The following is a 14317-nucleotide window of genomic DNA, read 5'->3' as shown; positions in this document are numbered from 1 at the left end:
GGATGGAGGTGAGAACGGTGATCAGCCCCATGCGTGACGCCAAACGGCTGGCTGGAGTCCTCGCGGTGGCGGTGTGCTCGATCGCGTCCGGCGTGTGGTCGGCCGGATCGGCGCAGGCCATCGAGGATGTGCCGACCCCGCTGCGGCCCGCGACGGCGCAGGATATGACGGCGGGGGATTACATCCTGGATTTCGGCTGGTTCCACGCACAGGACCCGCACGGTCTGGGACTTTTCCAGTTCACCTACCTGAATCACGGCATGGCCGGGGTCAAGTGGGGCTACATGAACAATCTCAATCTCAATGACCCGCAGGGCAATTACCGCAATCTGGTGGAGTATCCGGCCAGCCCGGTGCACGTCACCACCGCCCCGACCATCGACAGCGCGATCCTGCATTTCGCGTGGGACGACGATAAGCAAGCCTGGCACCTGACCTACGACAATATGGATACCGTCGCCGACCTCTGGTACACCAACACCCACCCGGGCGCGGCCATGGACCCCGTGGATTGGGATGGCACCAAGGTGTTCTGGGCCTCCTCCATCGCGACCGCCGATATCAACGGCCGGGTCAAATTCCCGGGGCATTCGGAATTCACCGAGGTGAATCACTGGGTGGGAGAACAGGAGCGGATGGCGGGCGGCTTCCTGCTCGGCCCGGGGCACGTGGGCTACGACTATGCCCAGTCCGGGAATCCGGACGGTTCTGCCGATCAGCTGTTCGTGTTCCCCGAGGCGGACGGGAAGACGCGCGGAGTGCTCGCGCACACCGCGGCCGACGGGAAGCTGACCATGTGCGAACCGAAGAGTTATGAACAGGCGGACTGGGATTCGATATCGTCCCCCGCCGAGCAGATCGGCCCGTTCGACTTCCCGCGCACGGTCTCGGCGTCCTGTGACGACCTCTCGATCGCCTTCTACGTGGACCAGCCGCACCTGTTCCCGCTCAATATCCAGCTCTCCACCACCACGATGTCGCAGGGCCACAGCAGCGTTCCCGGCTCCCGCGCGACCATCCAGCACGCCCGCGACGTCGGCACCGGCTTCAACACCGGCCTTCCGCTGTACGGCTTCCCCAATCAACCACCCACGTACTGGAACTGAGCGAAGGAGCATCGACGCGATGACCCAAGCCTTCTGTGAGGGAATGAATTCCGTACTGAACGCCTTCGCCTACACCCCGGCCTTCTACGCCGTCGTCCACGGGCTGGACGCCATTTGGGACGGCGGATTGAATGCCCTGTGGGCGGCTGCCGTCGGCCGCTGAGCTGCGGCCCGCGCGGCGATGGTGACCTCGAGGCGAGCGCCGCCCAGTGGGCTGTCGGCGAGTCGAACATTGCCGTTGTGCAGTCGGGCTTGTTGCGCGACCAGAGCCAAACCCAAACCGCTGCCGGGTGTTTCGGTGGTGCCGCGGACGAAACGGTGGAAGACGCGCTCCCGATCGCCGGGTGCGACGCCGCTGCCGTTGTCGTCCACCGACAGCACGATCAGATCGTCTCCTTCGGCGCGAGCCCCGATTTCGATCCGTGTCGCTCCACCGTGGCGAACCGAGTTGGTGATGGCGTTGTCGAGGATCAGGCGGAGTCCGGCCGCCAGACCGCGCGTGTGCAGCGGCTCGGTGAGCAGTGAGACGACGGTCGTACCCGGGTGCGACCGGTATGCGGACTCGGCGACCTGATCGATGAGCTCGTCGAGATCCACTTCCTCCCAATCGGATTCGGTGATCATCTCGCCCTGAGCCAGCCGCTCCAGCGCGAACAGGGTCGATTCCACCGTGCGCTGGGCATTGAGCACCTCGGTGAGGATCTCGGTCCGATCCCGATCCGACAGCGGCACCGTGCACAACACCTCGAGATCGGTCCGCATGGAGGTCAGCGGCGTGCGCAGTTCGTGCGCGGAGGTGGCGGCGAAATCGCGTGCGGCGGCGAGCGTGTCGGCGGTATTGCGACGTTCCTCCGCGATGTGGTCCAGCATCTCGTTCATGGCGGCGGTCAGCTCGGCGGTCTCGATCGTGCCGCCCTGAGCTGAAATATCCAGGCGCAGAGCGGATCCCACATCGCGGGTGGCTGCCGTCAATTGCCGCAGCGGCAGCACGGCGCGGCGGGCGACGAACCAGCCCAGCCAGCTGGCCAGCACGATGGCGACGACGGCCACCCCGAGAATGCGATGGGTCTTCTGTGAAATAACCTGCTCCACCAGCGATTTCGGCACCGAGGTGGTGACCGCCACCTCCTTGCCCGAGGCCGGAAGCTCCCACACGTAGCCGGAACCGTCCTCGACCACGACCACGCGCGCGGGCCCGGCGGGCATCGCCGTCTCCGCGTCATCCGAGGTGACCTGCAGGGATCCCACGATCCGGTCGAGCTGACGGCTGGTGTCGGCCTTGGCCACCACCAGGAATACCGCGGCCATAGCGCCGATCACCAGCGCCGCGACCGACGCGCATGCGATCGCGACCCGGGTCTGCAACGAGATCGGCCGTCTCACGGCTCGGTCCTCAACACGTATCCGACTCCGCGCACGGTGTGCAGCACGCGCGGACAGCCGGTCGCCTCGATCTTGGCGCGCAAATAGGACACGAATACGTCGACCACCTTGGTCTGCGTCTCGAAGGTGTATCCCCAGACGTCGCACAGTAATTCGGTGCGTCGGAACACCTGACCGGGCGCCGCCGCCAATGCCGCCAGCAGATCGAACTCACGCTTGGTCAACTCCAGCAGCGTGCCATTGGCGAACGCGCGCCGCGCCCCGGCCTGCACGGTGAGCCCGCCGACGACGACCTCGGCGCAGGGGTCGGCCACCGCGGTCACACCGCTGCGCCGCAACAGGGCTTGCAGCCGGGCCACCAGCTCACCGAGATGGAACGGCTTCGTCAGATAGTCGTCCGCGCCCGCGGTGAGCGCGTCGATCCGGTCGCCGACCTCCGACCGGGCGCTGAGGACACAGATGGGCACGTCATTGCCCAGCGACCGCAGCGCGGTCACCACCTGAACCCCGTCCAGGCCGGGCATATTCAGGTCGAGCACCATCGCCGCGGGCGGACAGGAGGCGATCGCCTGCAAGGCCGCCGCCCCGTCCCCGGCGGTGGTGACCGTGAATCCCGACAATCGCAATCCGCGTGCCACCGAGGTCAATACCCGGGCGTCGTCGTCCACGACGAGCACCACGTCATTCGACATTCGACAACGCCTCTCGGTTTGCGGCGGCGGGAGCACTCGGCAGCCAACGGTAGGGAAATGAAAGTTCGGGAATGGCCAACGAATGGTTAGGAAACGGAATCGGTCGGCCGCCGTGACTTTCGGGGAAGCCGATCACGGCGGCGGCGAAAAGCCGATGGCCGCAGAGCTTTCGCAGGCCGGCAGGGCTTTCGCGGACTACTGCCCGCCCTCCATGCCGCCGCCGGTGGAGTCGGGCTGGCCGCCGCCCATGCCGCCGCCGTTGCTGTCCGGCTGGCCCCCGCCCATGCCGCCGCCGGTGCTGTCCGGTTGTCCGCCGGTCATGCCGCCGCCCGGGATCTCCACGGTCGGATTCCCCGGATCGACGCTCGGGCGGCCCGGCTGTGAGGTCTCGGGCGGACGGGTCGGCTGGATCTGGGGCTGTTGGGTGACGGGGGCGGGCTTGCCGGGCTGGGACCGGGAGGTCGGAGCCGGGGTGTTCCCCTTGATGGCCGGAGTCGCGGGAGTTTCGGTGAGCACGGTCGTGGTCGGGGTGGAGTCGGCAACGTCCCGGTGGGCGAAATGACTGCCCGCGGCCACACCCGCGCCGACCGCGCCGACGGCCGCGATCGAGGCGGCAATGATCTTCACGCGCTTGTTCATGAATCGATTCCTCGGATAGCTGATTGATTGCTGACTGGATCCAGCGTGAATCAGATTTGAACCACTGTCAAACCCGATGGTTCAAAATTGATGAGAGCCTGATCACAGGAAATACGATCTTGCCAGCTAGAATGCCGGTTGTGACTGTCTCAGATCTGTCCCATACTGGAGACGTGGAGAGCGATTTTGGCAAATGGATAGATACCGTGACGGGCGGTGCCGGCGACCGTGCCATCGCGCAGCGGATGGGCACCGATCACAATCGGGTCCGCCGCCACCTCACCAAGACCGACAGTCCCGTGGCGGGAACTATCCTGGAATTCTGTGACGCCTACGGGGTGAGTCCGGTCGAAGGGCTGCTGCAGGCCGGGCTCATCCGGCCCGAGCAGGTGCACCTGCCGATCGTCACCGCCCGCTCCTCGATTCCCGAGATTCTCAGCACCGCGAGCAACAGTCAGCTGGCCGACGAAGTCACCAGGAGACTGCTGACCGGCACCGAACCGGAACCACGACCGACCCGCACGGAACAAGTCGTAAGGAACCTGATCGGATGAACACGCAAGACGTCCTGTTCGCCTGTGCCGCAACGGCTGCCGCGGTGGTGGCGGTGCTGCGCCTCACCCAGTGGCGCGACGGGCGCACCCGCGCGCTCACGGTCGCCATCGCCGCGCTGGCGATGTACTGCGTCAGCTGGATCGGCGACGAATATCCCGCGCCGCTGCGGGTTCCGCCCGCCGAAGCCGATCTGATCCGGTACGCGCTCATCGTCACCGCCTCCATCGGCATCACCACCCACCTCACCCGAGCGATGGGGCAGCACAAGCTGACCCGCGCCGCGCATATCTGCCTCGGCATCGGCGCGGTGGTCGGCATCGCCTACGGGACGGTGCGCGGCATCCACGCCTGGCAGGGCTGGGGTTCACTGCTCGCGATCACCGTGGCCGCGATCGCGATGGCCACCAACACCGCGGTCTTCGCTGTCACCATCCCCGCACTCCGTTTGCGCACCCTCTCCGCCTTCGACCGCGCGGCCCTGTCTCTGCTCTTCGCGAGCGGCCTCATCGGCCTCCTCGCCGCGGCCCACCGCCTCTGGGCCCAATTCGACCCGGAATGCGCCTGCAGCGTCCACCAGGGCTACCTCCACGGCCTGATCCCCGCCAGCCTCCCCACCATCCTCTCGGTCTTCGCCTACACCGCCTTCGCGGCCGTCGGCTACTGGTCTCGCCGAAAAGAACACGCGCAGAAGGGAATCCCTACGTCCACCGCCGGATCGACCAGATAGCGGCGAAGCGATCGGCCCCGCCGAACGGAATTGTTGATCTTGTTCGGCGCGTATCGAGGGCAATTTGCCAATGGATTGCTAGGTTCTGCGGTCGGGGCGGTGGGACAAAGGGAGGCGTTGTGGGTCTTGCCTATTTGCGGTCGGATGCCGATCGGGCGTTCGGGGTCGGGACCGGGCGGGTGGTGGTGCGGGAGGGTGTCGCGGCCGGGCGGGATATGGTGCGGGCCGCGTCGGCGGGGCGGGGGTGGAGTCGGGTGCGGGGGCCCTATTGGATGGCGCGGCGGTTTCTGGGTGCGGCGGGGAAGCCGCTGGCGGACGAGACGCTGATTCGGTTCGATTTCTCGGTGCCCGGCGGGCATGCACCGATCGTGGTGCGTCGCAATCAGAGTGATCTGTTGATCCTGTGGCAGATCTTTCTCCAGGGCTTCTACGAACTCGATCGGGTCTACGCGCTCGATTCGCGGATCGATTCGCTGGACACAATCGTCGATCTGGGCGGGAATACGGGTCAGGCCGCCGCCTATCTGACCGCTCGCTGCCGGCCGCGGCGGCTGCTGACCGTGGAGCCGATCGCGGAGAGTCGGGCTGTGCTGCAACGCAATCGGGAGCTGTCCGGCCTGGACTGGATCGTCGAGGACTGCGCGGTCGCGGGCAGCGGTGGTGAGCTGGAATTCGCGGTCAGTGAGTTCTGGGATACCTGCACCGCGGTCCCCGAGGTGTACGAGCTGCGGCAGCAGCGCCCCTGGCGGCTGGAGAACGTGCTGGCGCGACCGCCGCGAAAAGTGCCGGCCCGCACCGTGGACGAGTTACTGGACCGGCATGGCATCGATCATGTCGACCTGTTGAAGGTCGACGTGGAAGGCAGCGAGGTCGAAATATTCGCCGAGCCGCGGCCGTGGATGAGCCGGGTGGACCGGGTCGTGCTGGAGGTGCACGACAAGTACATCGATGGCGATATCGTGCGAAACACCATGAAGCAGGCCGGATTCCATAGGATCCCGCCGCGCCTGCCCGATCCGCCGGGCTTCAATCCGGTTGAACTGTACTGGCGTGACGGACTGAAGGAATGATGCCCGCGTCCCCGGCCGCCATCGTGTTCGACTGCGACGGAACGCTTGCCGACACCCATGACTGCGTGCGCGCCGCCGTGGATCAGGTCTTCGCGCGGCATGAGCGCACCTGCCCGGACGACGTCCGCGCGGCCGCCGTCACCGGACTGGGATTGCCAGCCCTGGCGACACTTGTCGCGGACACGCTCGACCACACCGCGTCCGATATCGCCGACGAGCTGCTGGAGGCGATGATCGAGGCCGTGCCGCGCACCGCGACCCTGCTGCCCGGCGCGGTCGAGATCGTGACCGCCGCTGCCGCCATCCTGCCGATCGCGATAGCCAGCAACTCGCCCCGGGCCCTGCTCGATGCGACCCTCACCCATACCCGGCTGGCCGACCTGGTCGAGGTAACCGTTGCGGGCGACGAGGTTTCGGCTCCGAAACCCGCCCCGGACCTCTATCGCACCGCTTGCGTGCGCCTCGGCGCGACCCCGGCGGTGACGGTGGCTTTCGAGGACAGCGCGGTCGGGGTGGCCGCCGCCCGCGCCGCGGCGCTCACCGTCATCGGAGTCGGCGAGAGCGCCGAATCCCTCGGCGCGGACGCCCACCATCGCCGCCTCGACGATCCGGCGATCCGCCGGTGGATCGCCCATCTCGGCTCGACGATCGAGCCGATGGCGCGGTAGCGGTTACGGGCGGTCGAAAGCGCCGGAGCGGACGGCCTCGGTGAAGACATCCCAGGCGGGCGGTGCGAAGACGTGGGCCGGGCCGGTCGGGCTCTTCGAATCGCGCACGCCGACAAGACCATCGGGCAGGAAGGCTACTTCCACGCACTCGCCCTGCGGCTGACTGTAAGTGCTCTTGAACCAGTTCGCCTCGGATAGTTCACTGTTCACGCTCATACTCCTTTGCCATCCGGGTTACCAAGATCTGAGTTGCCTTGGTATCCAGGCTCGCTCGCTCGAGGGTGCGGTAAGACCGATCGTACGACTCCACGTCCTCTGGTTTCCGTACGTAGAGCCCGCCGATCACGTGCTCCAGGAACACAGTGCGCGGTTCGACGGGCATTCCATCTGGTGCACAACCGAAATCGAGGATGACGAACGGCGGCATGCTCACGCCGCAGGGGAATCCGGCTTCGAACGGCAGCACGTGGAGCTTGATGTTGTTGTGCAGCGCACTGATCTCGGTCAGGTGCCGCAGTTGGGCGGCCATGATCGATGCGCTCCCGACGCGGTGGTGCAGCGCGGCCTGTCCGATGATCACGTCCATCGACACCGGCTGCGGCCGCGTCAGGATGGACTTGCGGTGCGTCTTGATCTCGACCCGTCGCTCCCATTCCTCCGGTTCCGCGTCCGGCAGCGCCTTTTTCATGAGAGTCAAGACATAGTCCGGGGTCTGAAGCAGTCCGGGGATCAGATTCGGCTGGTAGGAGATCACCGATTCGGCGGCGGCCTCCTGTGCGACGTAGACGCCGAAGCCCTCGGGGATCAGATCGCCGTAGGAGTGCCACCACCAATCCTTTTGAGCCGCTTGCAGTGCCAAACCGACCGCGCCCTCGATGAGGTCTTCGGAGACACCGTAGAGCTCGCAGATCGCACGGACATCGCGAGGATTGGGCTTGGCCTTCATGCCCTTTTCCAGTCGATGCAGCGCGGTCTGGCTCATCACCGGGATCTTCGAGGCGGCCATCTCCAGGCTGTAGCCGGCGTCCTGACGCCACTGTCGCAGACGTCGGCCGAGCTGATGCAGCGGCAGCGTCTGAACCACGCTCGGCATGATGTGTCCTTCCGTTTCGGGAGGGCCCTACCTTCCGTTCTGGATCAATCGTGGCACCTGAATCGGCAGGTGTGCTGGGCTTTCGGAAATCCCGGAACAGACTTTCCGCATCACGAATCGTTCCGCCGTGTGCGCTGTGAACATCAACGCCGTATCCGCAATCGTCTCCGAAAGGAACCGAGATGGACATCGGCGAACAATCCACAGCGCGTTCCCGGGAGTGGGTCAACGACAACTGTGGGAGCGGCTTCATCTGGCCGCTGAGTGAACAGCGTGCACAGGGCATCGCCCGCATCCACGCCACCTGCGAGCCGCCGTGCCCGCGCCTGCTCGCTGCGATCGAGTATCTGAATAGCCTGGGGCCCAGCGCAATCGGGTCAGCCGATTGCGCAGGCGATGGTGGTGAAGGTGGTTGAGAACTGTTCGTTGGTTTGTTCGGTGTTGAGGCTGACGGTTGCCGCGGTTCCCTTGGTGGTGGCGATCGCCATGGTGCTGAATCCGGGGATGCCGCCGGAGTGGCCCCACAGTTCCTTCGTCTCCGATCCGCACGGCAATTGGAATCGGATCAGGCCGAGGCCGTAGGTCATCTCGGCGAAGGACTGCATGGAGATCGTCTGTTGCATCTGCGCGAGTTGCGGTGCGGGAAGCAGTTTTCCGGTCACCAGGGCGGTGAAGAAGCGGTTGAGGTCGGCGCCGGTGGAGACGATCGCGCCGGCGGCGCCGGCCCAGGCCGTCTCGGTATCGGTGGCATCGATCCACTTGCCGTCGACATTGCGGTAGCCCAGCGGATGTGGATCGCGCAGGCTCGTGTCACCGGCCAGCGGGATGTAGGTGTCGCGCATTGTCAGGGGCTCGAGGATGCGGCTGTTGATGGCGGCCGCGAGAGACCCGCCGGTCACCCGTTCGATCAGCAGGTCCAGCAGCACGTAATTGGTGTTGGTGTAACGGAATTCGGCTCCCGGCTCGAACTGTGGCGCGATGCTCATCGCGATGCGCACCAGATCGGCGGGGGTGAGATCACGGTAGGCCTTGCCGTCCGACATCTGATCGAGTTGCTGGGGCAGCCTCTCCGTACCGCTTTCCGGCGCGAAATCCGCGAGCCCGCTGGTGTGCTGGAGCAACTGGTGCACGGTGATCCGGCTGCCGTCATTGCCATTGCCCTGCACCACACCCGGCAGGTACCGCTCGATCGGAGCCTCGAGGTCGACCGCGCCCTCCCCGACGAGTTGCATGACGACCGTGGCGACGAAAGTCTTGGTGACACTGCCGATTCGGAAATGCGCGTGCTCGGCATAGGCCGCTCCGGTGGCGAGGTCGCCCGCCCCGGCGGTGAGGGTATGCGCCCCGTCGGGTCCGCTGATGACGGCCTGCACCCCGGGCATCCCGGAACGAACCAGTTCATTCAGCGCGTCGGACACCTGCCTGGGCACCGCCGGGTCCGTCCCCGATTTCGCCGTGCTCTCACCGCAGCCCGCCACGGCCAGCAGCGCGACAGCGACGACGGCATACCGCCCGCAACCCCGAAAGATGCTCATACCCCGACGCTAGGGACGAGACCCGACCCTGCCTATCCGGTAGCCCCCGGATAACCCCCGGAATTATTCCTACCTCTGCGGTCGTACGTGCTACCACGAGTCGATCAACGGCTCATCGTGCCGCTGCCGCTGCCATTCCGCGGTGAGGCGGGTGAGCCGGTGCGGGGCGGCGATGCCGCGCACGCTCGCGATCTTGTCGTCGCGGAGCTCCAGGATGGTGACGCCCAGGACGCGGTCGTCGAGGGTGACGAGCATGGCCGGGCAGCGGTTGACCACGACGGCGTGGATCGACGGGGAGCCGCCCGCGAGTTCGCGTTTGGCCGCGGAGGGTTTGAGGCCGATGCGCAGCGCATCGGCGAGCCGCCGCGGGTTCGCGTAGCGAATCAGCTGCTCGGCCAGTCCCAGTCGACCGTCGGAGACGCCGGTCGCGTCGTCGGTCAGCAGCGCGATCAGGCGTTCGGTCCGGCCCGAGGACGCGGCCTCGACGAACGCCTCGACCACGCGGCGCGCGGCGGCGGGATCGAGGTCGATACCGTTGCGGGCGGCGGAGATTCGCCGTCGGGCTCGATGCGCGTGCTGCTGACTGCCGGACTCGGTGATGCCGAGGATCTCGGCGATCTCGGCGTGACTGTACGAAAACGCCTCGCGCAGAACATAAACGGCCCGTTCGACCGGCGACAGCCGCTCCATGAGCGTCAGCACCGCCAGGGTCACCGATTCGCGCTGCTCGACGGTGTCGGCCGGGCCCAGCATCGGGTCGCCGTCGAGCAGCGGTTCCGGCATCCACGCGCCGATCGCGCGTTCGTGCCGCACCCGCGCCGAACGTAGCCGATCGAGCGCCAGATTGGTGACGATCTTGGTCAGCCAGGCCTCGGGCACCTCGACGTACCGCCGGTCGGCGGCCTGCCACCCCAGGAACGCGTCCTGCACCGTGTCCTCGGCATCGGCGGCCGAGCCGAGCAGACGGTAGGCCAGCGAGGCCAGCCGATCACGGCTGGCCTCGAAACGCGCCACGGTGGCAGAGTCCATCAGCACGACTCTAGGTCCATCAGCGCGACGCTAGGCGGCGACCGCCGAGTGCTCCCGGGCCAAACGGTACTTGTGGCCGGGCTTTCCGAGATTCGGGTGGCTCAGGGCCCAGACCGCGCCGTCGAGGATCGACTTCTTGACGCGCGCGGCGGTCCGGCCGCGCAGGGGCCGCGGCTTGGTTTGCGCGGCCTTGTCGACGAACTGGAAGATCCCGTCCTTGCGGCCGAGGCTGATGTGGTTGCCGACGTAGGTCATCGGGATCGAGGGGATCTTGCGCCCGGTCAGGTCTCCGATGACGGCGGCCGTCGCCTGCTTGGCGGTCGGTGCCGTGGACGCGCAGGACATCGGCAGCGGAAGACCGCTCTCCGCCAGGATGAAAGCGCTGTCACCGGCGACGTAGACATTCGGGTGCGAGACCGAACGCATCTGGCGGTCGACCCGGATCTGGCCGGTGGGCACCACCTCGAGACCGCCAGCCGCGGCGATCGGGTGCACGGCGAAACCGGCGGCCCACACCGTCGCGTCGGAGGCGAATGCGGTGCCGTCGGCGGCGATCGCGGCCGCCTGCTCGACGCGCTCGATGGCGGTGTGCTCGTGGACCGTGATCTCGAGCCGGTCGAAGGCGCGCAGCAGATGACGGCGCGCCTTCGGGCTCAGCCAGCCGCCCAGCTCGCCCCTGGTGACCAGGCTGATGCGAAGTCCCGGACGGGATTCCGCGATCTCGGTGGCCGCCTCGATCGCGGTCAGATTCCCGCCGACCACCAGCACCCGACCCTCCGTACCCAGCTCATCCAGGCGGGTGCGCAGGCGCAGCGCGGCGGGCCGCGCCGCCACATGGAAGGCGTGCTCGCCGACCCCGGGCACGCCATGCTCGGCGACCGTGCTCCCGAGCGTGTAGAGCAGCGTGTCGTACGCGAGCCGGTCGACGCCCTTCCCGTCGGCGATAGTGACGGTCCGGCGGTCCGGATCGACGCCGGTCACCCGCGCCACCCGCAACCGAATCCCGGTGCCCGCAAACACTTCCGCGAGCGGCCGATGCCGCAGTTCCTGCCCGGCGGCCAGCTGATGCAGCCGCAGCCGCTCGACGAAATCCGGTTCGGCATTGACGACGGTGATCTCGAAGTCGTCGGAATGCAGTTGGCGGGCCAGATATCCGGCGGAGAAGGCTCCGGCGTATCCGGCCCCGAGGACGACGATGCGGTGCATGGTTCGCTCCTGTCTGGTTCACGTGCCTCCTGAACGAGACAGCCCCGCAATCCCTGACAGGGTCACCCGGTGATGTGGATCACCGGTGCGTTGCCACGGCGTCGGGTGCGCCGCGCGAAGCCGAGAATCAACGCCCACAGAGTCGAGGGTCATGAAACCGCCCCTCTTGACCGGAACGGTTCATTCTGTTCCAATTAAACGGAACGGATCATTCCGTTCTATCTCATCAGTCGGCTTCAGGAGACAGCAGTGACCATCGCAGTCGAACATCCGCCCCTCGAAACCACCACGACCACAGCCGATTCCACCGGTCCGCTGCCGCGGCGCTGGTGGGGGCTGCTCGCCATCCTGGCCGCGACCCTGCTGAATCTGCTGGACGCCAGCATCGTGAATGTGGCCGCGCCCGCCATTCGCGGCGAGCTGGGCGGCTCGGTCGCGACCGTGCAGTGGCTCAGCGCCGGATACACCCTGGCCATGGCCATCGGGCTGCTCACCGGCGGGCGGCTCGGCGATATGTACGGCCGCAAGCGGGTGCTCATGATCGGGCTCAGCGGATTCCTGATCGCGTCGATGCTGTGCGGGGCCGCCGGGACCATCGAACTGCTGTTGGCCGGGCGCGTGGTGCAGGGGCTGTTCGCGGCGGTCATGGTGCCGCAGTGCTTCGGGCTCATCCGCGATCTGTTCGGACGCGAATTCGGTAAGGCCTACGTGGCTTTCGGGCCGCTCATCGGCGTCGCCACCATCGCCGGGCCGATCGTGGCCGGACTGCTCATCGACGCCGATCTGCTCGGCAGCGGATGGCGGGCCATCTTCCTGATGAACCTGCCCCTGGGTGTCGTCGCGCTCGCGCTGGGCGCGTGGATTCTGCCCGCGGCCGCGCCGCTGCCCGGGCTGACGCTCGACCTGCGCGGCGCGGTCGTGGCCGGACTCGGCCTGGGCATGCTGCTGTATCCGCTGGTCGAGGGGCGCGAAGCCGGATGGCCAGCGTGGATGATCGCCATGCTGATCGCGTCGGTTCCGATCCTCGGGCTGTTCGCCCTCGACCAGGTGCGCCGCTCTCGCGCCGGGCGGGTCGCGCTCATCGAGACCAGCGTGTTCGCCAAGCGCTCCTATACCTCCGGCATCGGCTTCATCACCGTGTTCTTCGGCGGTGTGGGCGGGTTCTCGCTGGCCGTCGGACTGTTCCTGCAGATGGGTCTGGGTTACAGCGCGCTGCGGGCCAGTCTGACCATGGCGCCCTGGGCAATCGGTGCGTTCCTCGGCTCCGGCGTCAGTGCCGGCCTGGCCCCCAAGCTCGGCCGCAAGGTGCTGCATCTGGGACTCGGCGGAATGCTGTTCGGCTTGATCGCACTGTTCTGCCAGCTCGGCGGATCGGCCGCCCCCGGTGCGCTCACCCTCGCACCGGCCCTACTGGCCTACGGCCTCGGGATGGGCATGATCTTCGTGCCGCTGTTCGGAATCATCGTCGGTGAGCTCGACGACCACGAGATCGGTTCGGCCTCAGGGCTGTTGGAGTCCTTCCAGCAGGGCGCCGCAGCGCTCGGCGTGGCAGTCCTGGGCACGGTGTTCTTCAGCGGTTTCGCCCTCGGCGATGGCCCCGCGGTCGCCTCGACCGCCATCCGAACCGTCACCGGGGTGGCGATCCTGCTCACCGCCGCCTCCTTCGCCGCAGTCTATGGACTGCCGAAACAGGTTGCGGCGCAAGTGCATTGATTCCGGACCGCACCAGTAGCCGCCCCGGCCATTTACGGCCGGGGCGGCGTCGTTTATCCCGTGAGGGCATCCACGAGGTTGGTGACGGGGGCCCAGTGGTCGAGGTCGGCGAGGCGGGCGGTGAGGGCGGTGCGCATGCTGTCGGATCCCGCGGTGCCGAGGGCGAGACGGCGGGGCGGGTTGGCGCTGGTGACGGCGGTTCGGATGCCCGCGGCTACGCGATCGACGGGGGAGAAGGCGGTGGCGGGTAGGGCTCCGATCGCCTGTTGCACGGTGCGCACCGTCTGGTCGTAATCAGCGTGAGTTGTGTTGGCCGCGTCGAGGTTCGAGAGGAACGGGGTCGCTGTCAGGCCGGGCTGCACGAGGGTGACGTGGATTCCGAGGGGTGCCAGTTCGGCGGCGAGGGCGTCGGAGAGTCCCTCGAGGGCGTACTTGGTCGCGGCGAGCAGGCCGACGCCGGGGTCGGCGGTCTGGCCGTAGTAGGACGAGCCCTGCAGGATGTGCCCGGATCGCTGGCCTCGCAGGACCGGCAGTGTCGCGCGCAGGACATTGAGGACGCCGAAGACGTTGGTGTCGAAGATCGCTCGCGCTTGCGGGTCGGAGGCTTCCTCGACCGCGCCGAAGAGCCCGTAACCGGCCATGTTCGCGACGACATCGATGCGGCCGAAGTGGGCCACGCCCTGCTCGACCGCCTTCGCGACGGCGGCCTCGTCGCGCACGTCCGCCTCGATCGTGAGCAGCCGGTCGGATTGCGTTGAGGCAGAAAGGGTTTCCGTGTTTCGAGCTACCGCGATGACTGCTTCGCCGGATGTCAGCGCCTGAACCGCCAGCTCATGTCCGATGCCCGAAGAGGCGCCGGTGATGAACCAGATCCGCGGGGCGTGTTCTTCAAACGTCATGT

At 67.2% G+C, this 14317-nt stretch carries 15 protein-coding genes; 6 read left to right on the top strand and 9 right to left on the bottom strand.

Going from position 1 to position 14317, the window contains the following annotated elements; genetic code table 11:
- Positions 1–1106 (top strand): hypothetical protein (locus ON43_RS28295; protein WP_040812343.1); only part of this gene is annotated, 1106 nt, incomplete at its 5' end.
- A gap of 84 nt (positions 1107–1190) precedes the next feature.
- On the opposite strand, the gene ON43_RS28290 is transcribed toward ON43_RS28295, so the two are convergent.
- From ON43_RS28290 to ON43_RS28280, 3 genes are all read right to left on the bottom strand, one after another.
- On the bottom strand, positions 1191–2489 hold the full coding sequence (locus ON43_RS28290) for a HAMP domain-containing sensor histidine kinase (RefSeq protein WP_051179374.1): 1299 nt from the start codon (positions 2487–2489) through the stop codon (positions 1191–1193).
- On the bottom strand, positions 2486–3181 hold the full coding sequence (locus tag ON43_RS28285; protein ID WP_040812342.1) for a response regulator transcription factor: 696 nt from the start codon (positions 3179–3181) through the stop codon (positions 2486–2488). The genes ON43_RS28290 and ON43_RS28285 overlap by 4 nt, the downstream gene beginning before the upstream one ends.
- A 195-nt stretch (positions 3182–3376) precedes the next feature.
- Positions 3377–3820: a hypothetical protein gene (locus ON43_RS28280; RefSeq protein ID WP_040812340.1), complete on the bottom strand. Its 444-nt coding sequence runs from the start codon at positions 3818–3820 to the stop codon at positions 3377–3379.
- A gap of 206 nt (positions 3821–4026) precedes the next feature.
- Between ON43_RS28280 and ON43_RS28275 the strand changes: the two genes are divergently transcribed.
- The 4 genes from ON43_RS28275 to ON43_RS28260 all read left to right on the top strand — a co-directional run bounded on the left by ON43_RS28275 (position 4027) and on the right by ON43_RS28260 (position 6840).
- Entirely contained in the window at positions 4027–4374 is a 348-nt protein-coding gene (locus tag ON43_RS28275) for a hypothetical protein (protein ID WP_040812338.1), read from the top strand.
- Positions 4371–5102: a hypothetical protein gene (locus ON43_RS28270; RefSeq protein WP_040812336.1), complete on the top strand. Its 732-nt coding sequence runs from the start codon at positions 4371–4373 to the stop codon at positions 5100–5102. The genes ON43_RS28275 and ON43_RS28270 overlap by 4 nt, the downstream gene beginning before the upstream one ends.
- 119 nt (positions 5103–5221) lie before the next feature.
- Complete coding sequence (locus ON43_RS28265) at positions 5222–6172, top strand: FkbM family methyltransferase (RefSeq protein ID WP_083913788.1); 951 nt, start codon at positions 5222–5224, stop codon at positions 6170–6172.
- Entirely contained in the window at positions 6172–6840 is a 669-nt protein-coding gene (locus tag ON43_RS28260) for an HAD family hydrolase (RefSeq protein WP_157514218.1), read from the top strand. Before ON43_RS28265 ends, ON43_RS28260 begins: the two co-directional genes overlap by 1 nt.
- A 3-nt stretch (positions 6841–6843) precedes the next feature.
- Here ON43_RS28260 and ON43_RS28255 read toward each other — a convergent pair whose 3' ends face one another.
- The 5 genes from ON43_RS28255 to ON43_RS28235 form a co-directional block, all read right to left on the bottom strand.
- Positions 6844–7050: a DUF397 domain-containing protein gene (locus ON43_RS28255; protein ID WP_040812369.1), complete on the bottom strand. Its 207-nt coding sequence runs from the start codon at positions 7048–7050 to the stop codon at positions 6844–6846.
- A complete protein-coding gene (locus ON43_RS28250) occupies positions 7040–7933 on the bottom strand; it encodes a helix-turn-helix domain-containing protein (protein WP_040812332.1) in 894 nt (297 codons plus the stop codon). The genes ON43_RS28255 and ON43_RS28250 overlap by 11 nt, the downstream gene beginning before the upstream one ends.
- 377 nt (positions 7934–8310) lie before the next feature.
- Positions 8311–9468 (bottom strand): serine hydrolase domain-containing protein, encoded by a 1158-nt coding sequence (locus tag ON43_RS28245; protein WP_051179373.1) that lies wholly within the window; start codon positions 9466–9468, stop codon positions 8311–8313.
- A 90-nt stretch (positions 9469–9558) separates the two neighbouring features.
- A complete protein-coding gene (locus ON43_RS28240) occupies positions 9559–10497 on the bottom strand; it encodes a sigma-70 family RNA polymerase sigma factor (protein WP_040812365.1) in 939 nt (312 codons plus the stop codon).
- A 30-nt stretch (positions 10498–10527) separates the two neighbouring features.
- Positions 10528–11703 (bottom strand): NAD(P)/FAD-dependent oxidoreductase, encoded by a 1176-nt coding sequence (locus ON43_RS28235; protein WP_040812331.1) that lies wholly within the window; start codon positions 11701–11703, stop codon positions 10528–10530.
- Positions 11704–11952: 249 nt separating this feature from the next.
- Between ON43_RS28235 and ON43_RS28230 the strand changes: the two genes are divergently transcribed.
- On the top strand, positions 11953–13416 hold the full coding sequence (locus ON43_RS28230) for an MFS transporter (protein WP_040812330.1): 1464 nt from the start codon (positions 11953–11955) through the stop codon (positions 13414–13416).
- Between the two features lie 53 nt (positions 13417–13469).
- Here the strand turns inward: ON43_RS28230 and ON43_RS28225 are convergent, their stop codons facing one another.
- Positions 13470–14315, bottom strand: coding sequence for an SDR family NAD(P)-dependent oxidoreductase (locus ON43_RS28225; protein WP_040812329.1), 846 nt, complete (start codon positions 14313–14315; stop codon positions 13470–13472).
- Positions 14316–14317 lie beyond the last annotated feature (2 nt).

The organism is Nocardia concava NBRC 100430, assembly GCF_000308815.1.
GTDB classification, from domain to species: Bacteria; Actinomycetota; Actinomycetes; order Mycobacteriales; family Mycobacteriaceae; genus Nocardia; species Nocardia concava.
The sequence above is the reverse complement of the archived record's forward strand: the minus strand, read 5'-3'. Positions and strand labels throughout refer to the sequence as shown.

Excerpts from the sequence above, each read along its gene's own strand:
- ON43_RS28250 (WP_040812332.1), bottom strand. The coding sequence starts at position 7,933 with ATGCCGAGCGTGGTTCAGACGCTGCCGCTGCATCAGCTCGGCCGACGT.
- ON43_RS28245 (WP_051179373.1), bottom strand. The coding sequence starts at position 9,468 with ATGAGCATCTTTCGGGGTTGCGGGCGGTATGCCGTCGTCGCTGTCGCG.
- ON43_RS28225 (WP_040812329.1), bottom strand. The coding sequence starts at position 14,315 with ATGACGTTTGAAGAACACGCCCCGCGGATCTGGTTCATCACCGGCGCC.
- ON43_RS28270 (WP_040812336.1), top strand. The coding sequence starts at position 4,371 with ATGAACACGCAAGACGTCCTGTTCGCCTGTGCCGCAACGGCTGCCGCG.
- ON43_RS28240 (WP_040812365.1), bottom strand. The coding sequence starts at position 10,497 with ATGGACTCTGCCACCGTGGCGCGTTTCGAGGCCAGCCGTGATCGGCTG.
- ON43_RS28235 (WP_040812331.1), bottom strand. The coding sequence starts at position 11,703 with ATGCACCGCATCGTCGTCCTCGGGGCCGGATACGCCGGAGCCTTCTCC.
- ON43_RS28280 (WP_040812340.1), bottom strand. The coding sequence starts at position 3,820 with ATGAACAAGCGCGTGAAGATCATTGCCGCCTCGATCGCGGCCGTCGGC.
- ON43_RS28285 (WP_040812342.1), bottom strand. The coding sequence starts at position 3,181 with ATGTCGAATGACGTGGTGCTCGTCGTGGACGACGACGCCCGGGTATTG.
- ON43_RS28260 (WP_157514218.1), top strand. The coding sequence starts at position 6,172 with ATGCCCGCGTCCCCGGCCGCCATCGTGTTCGACTGCGACGGAACGCTT.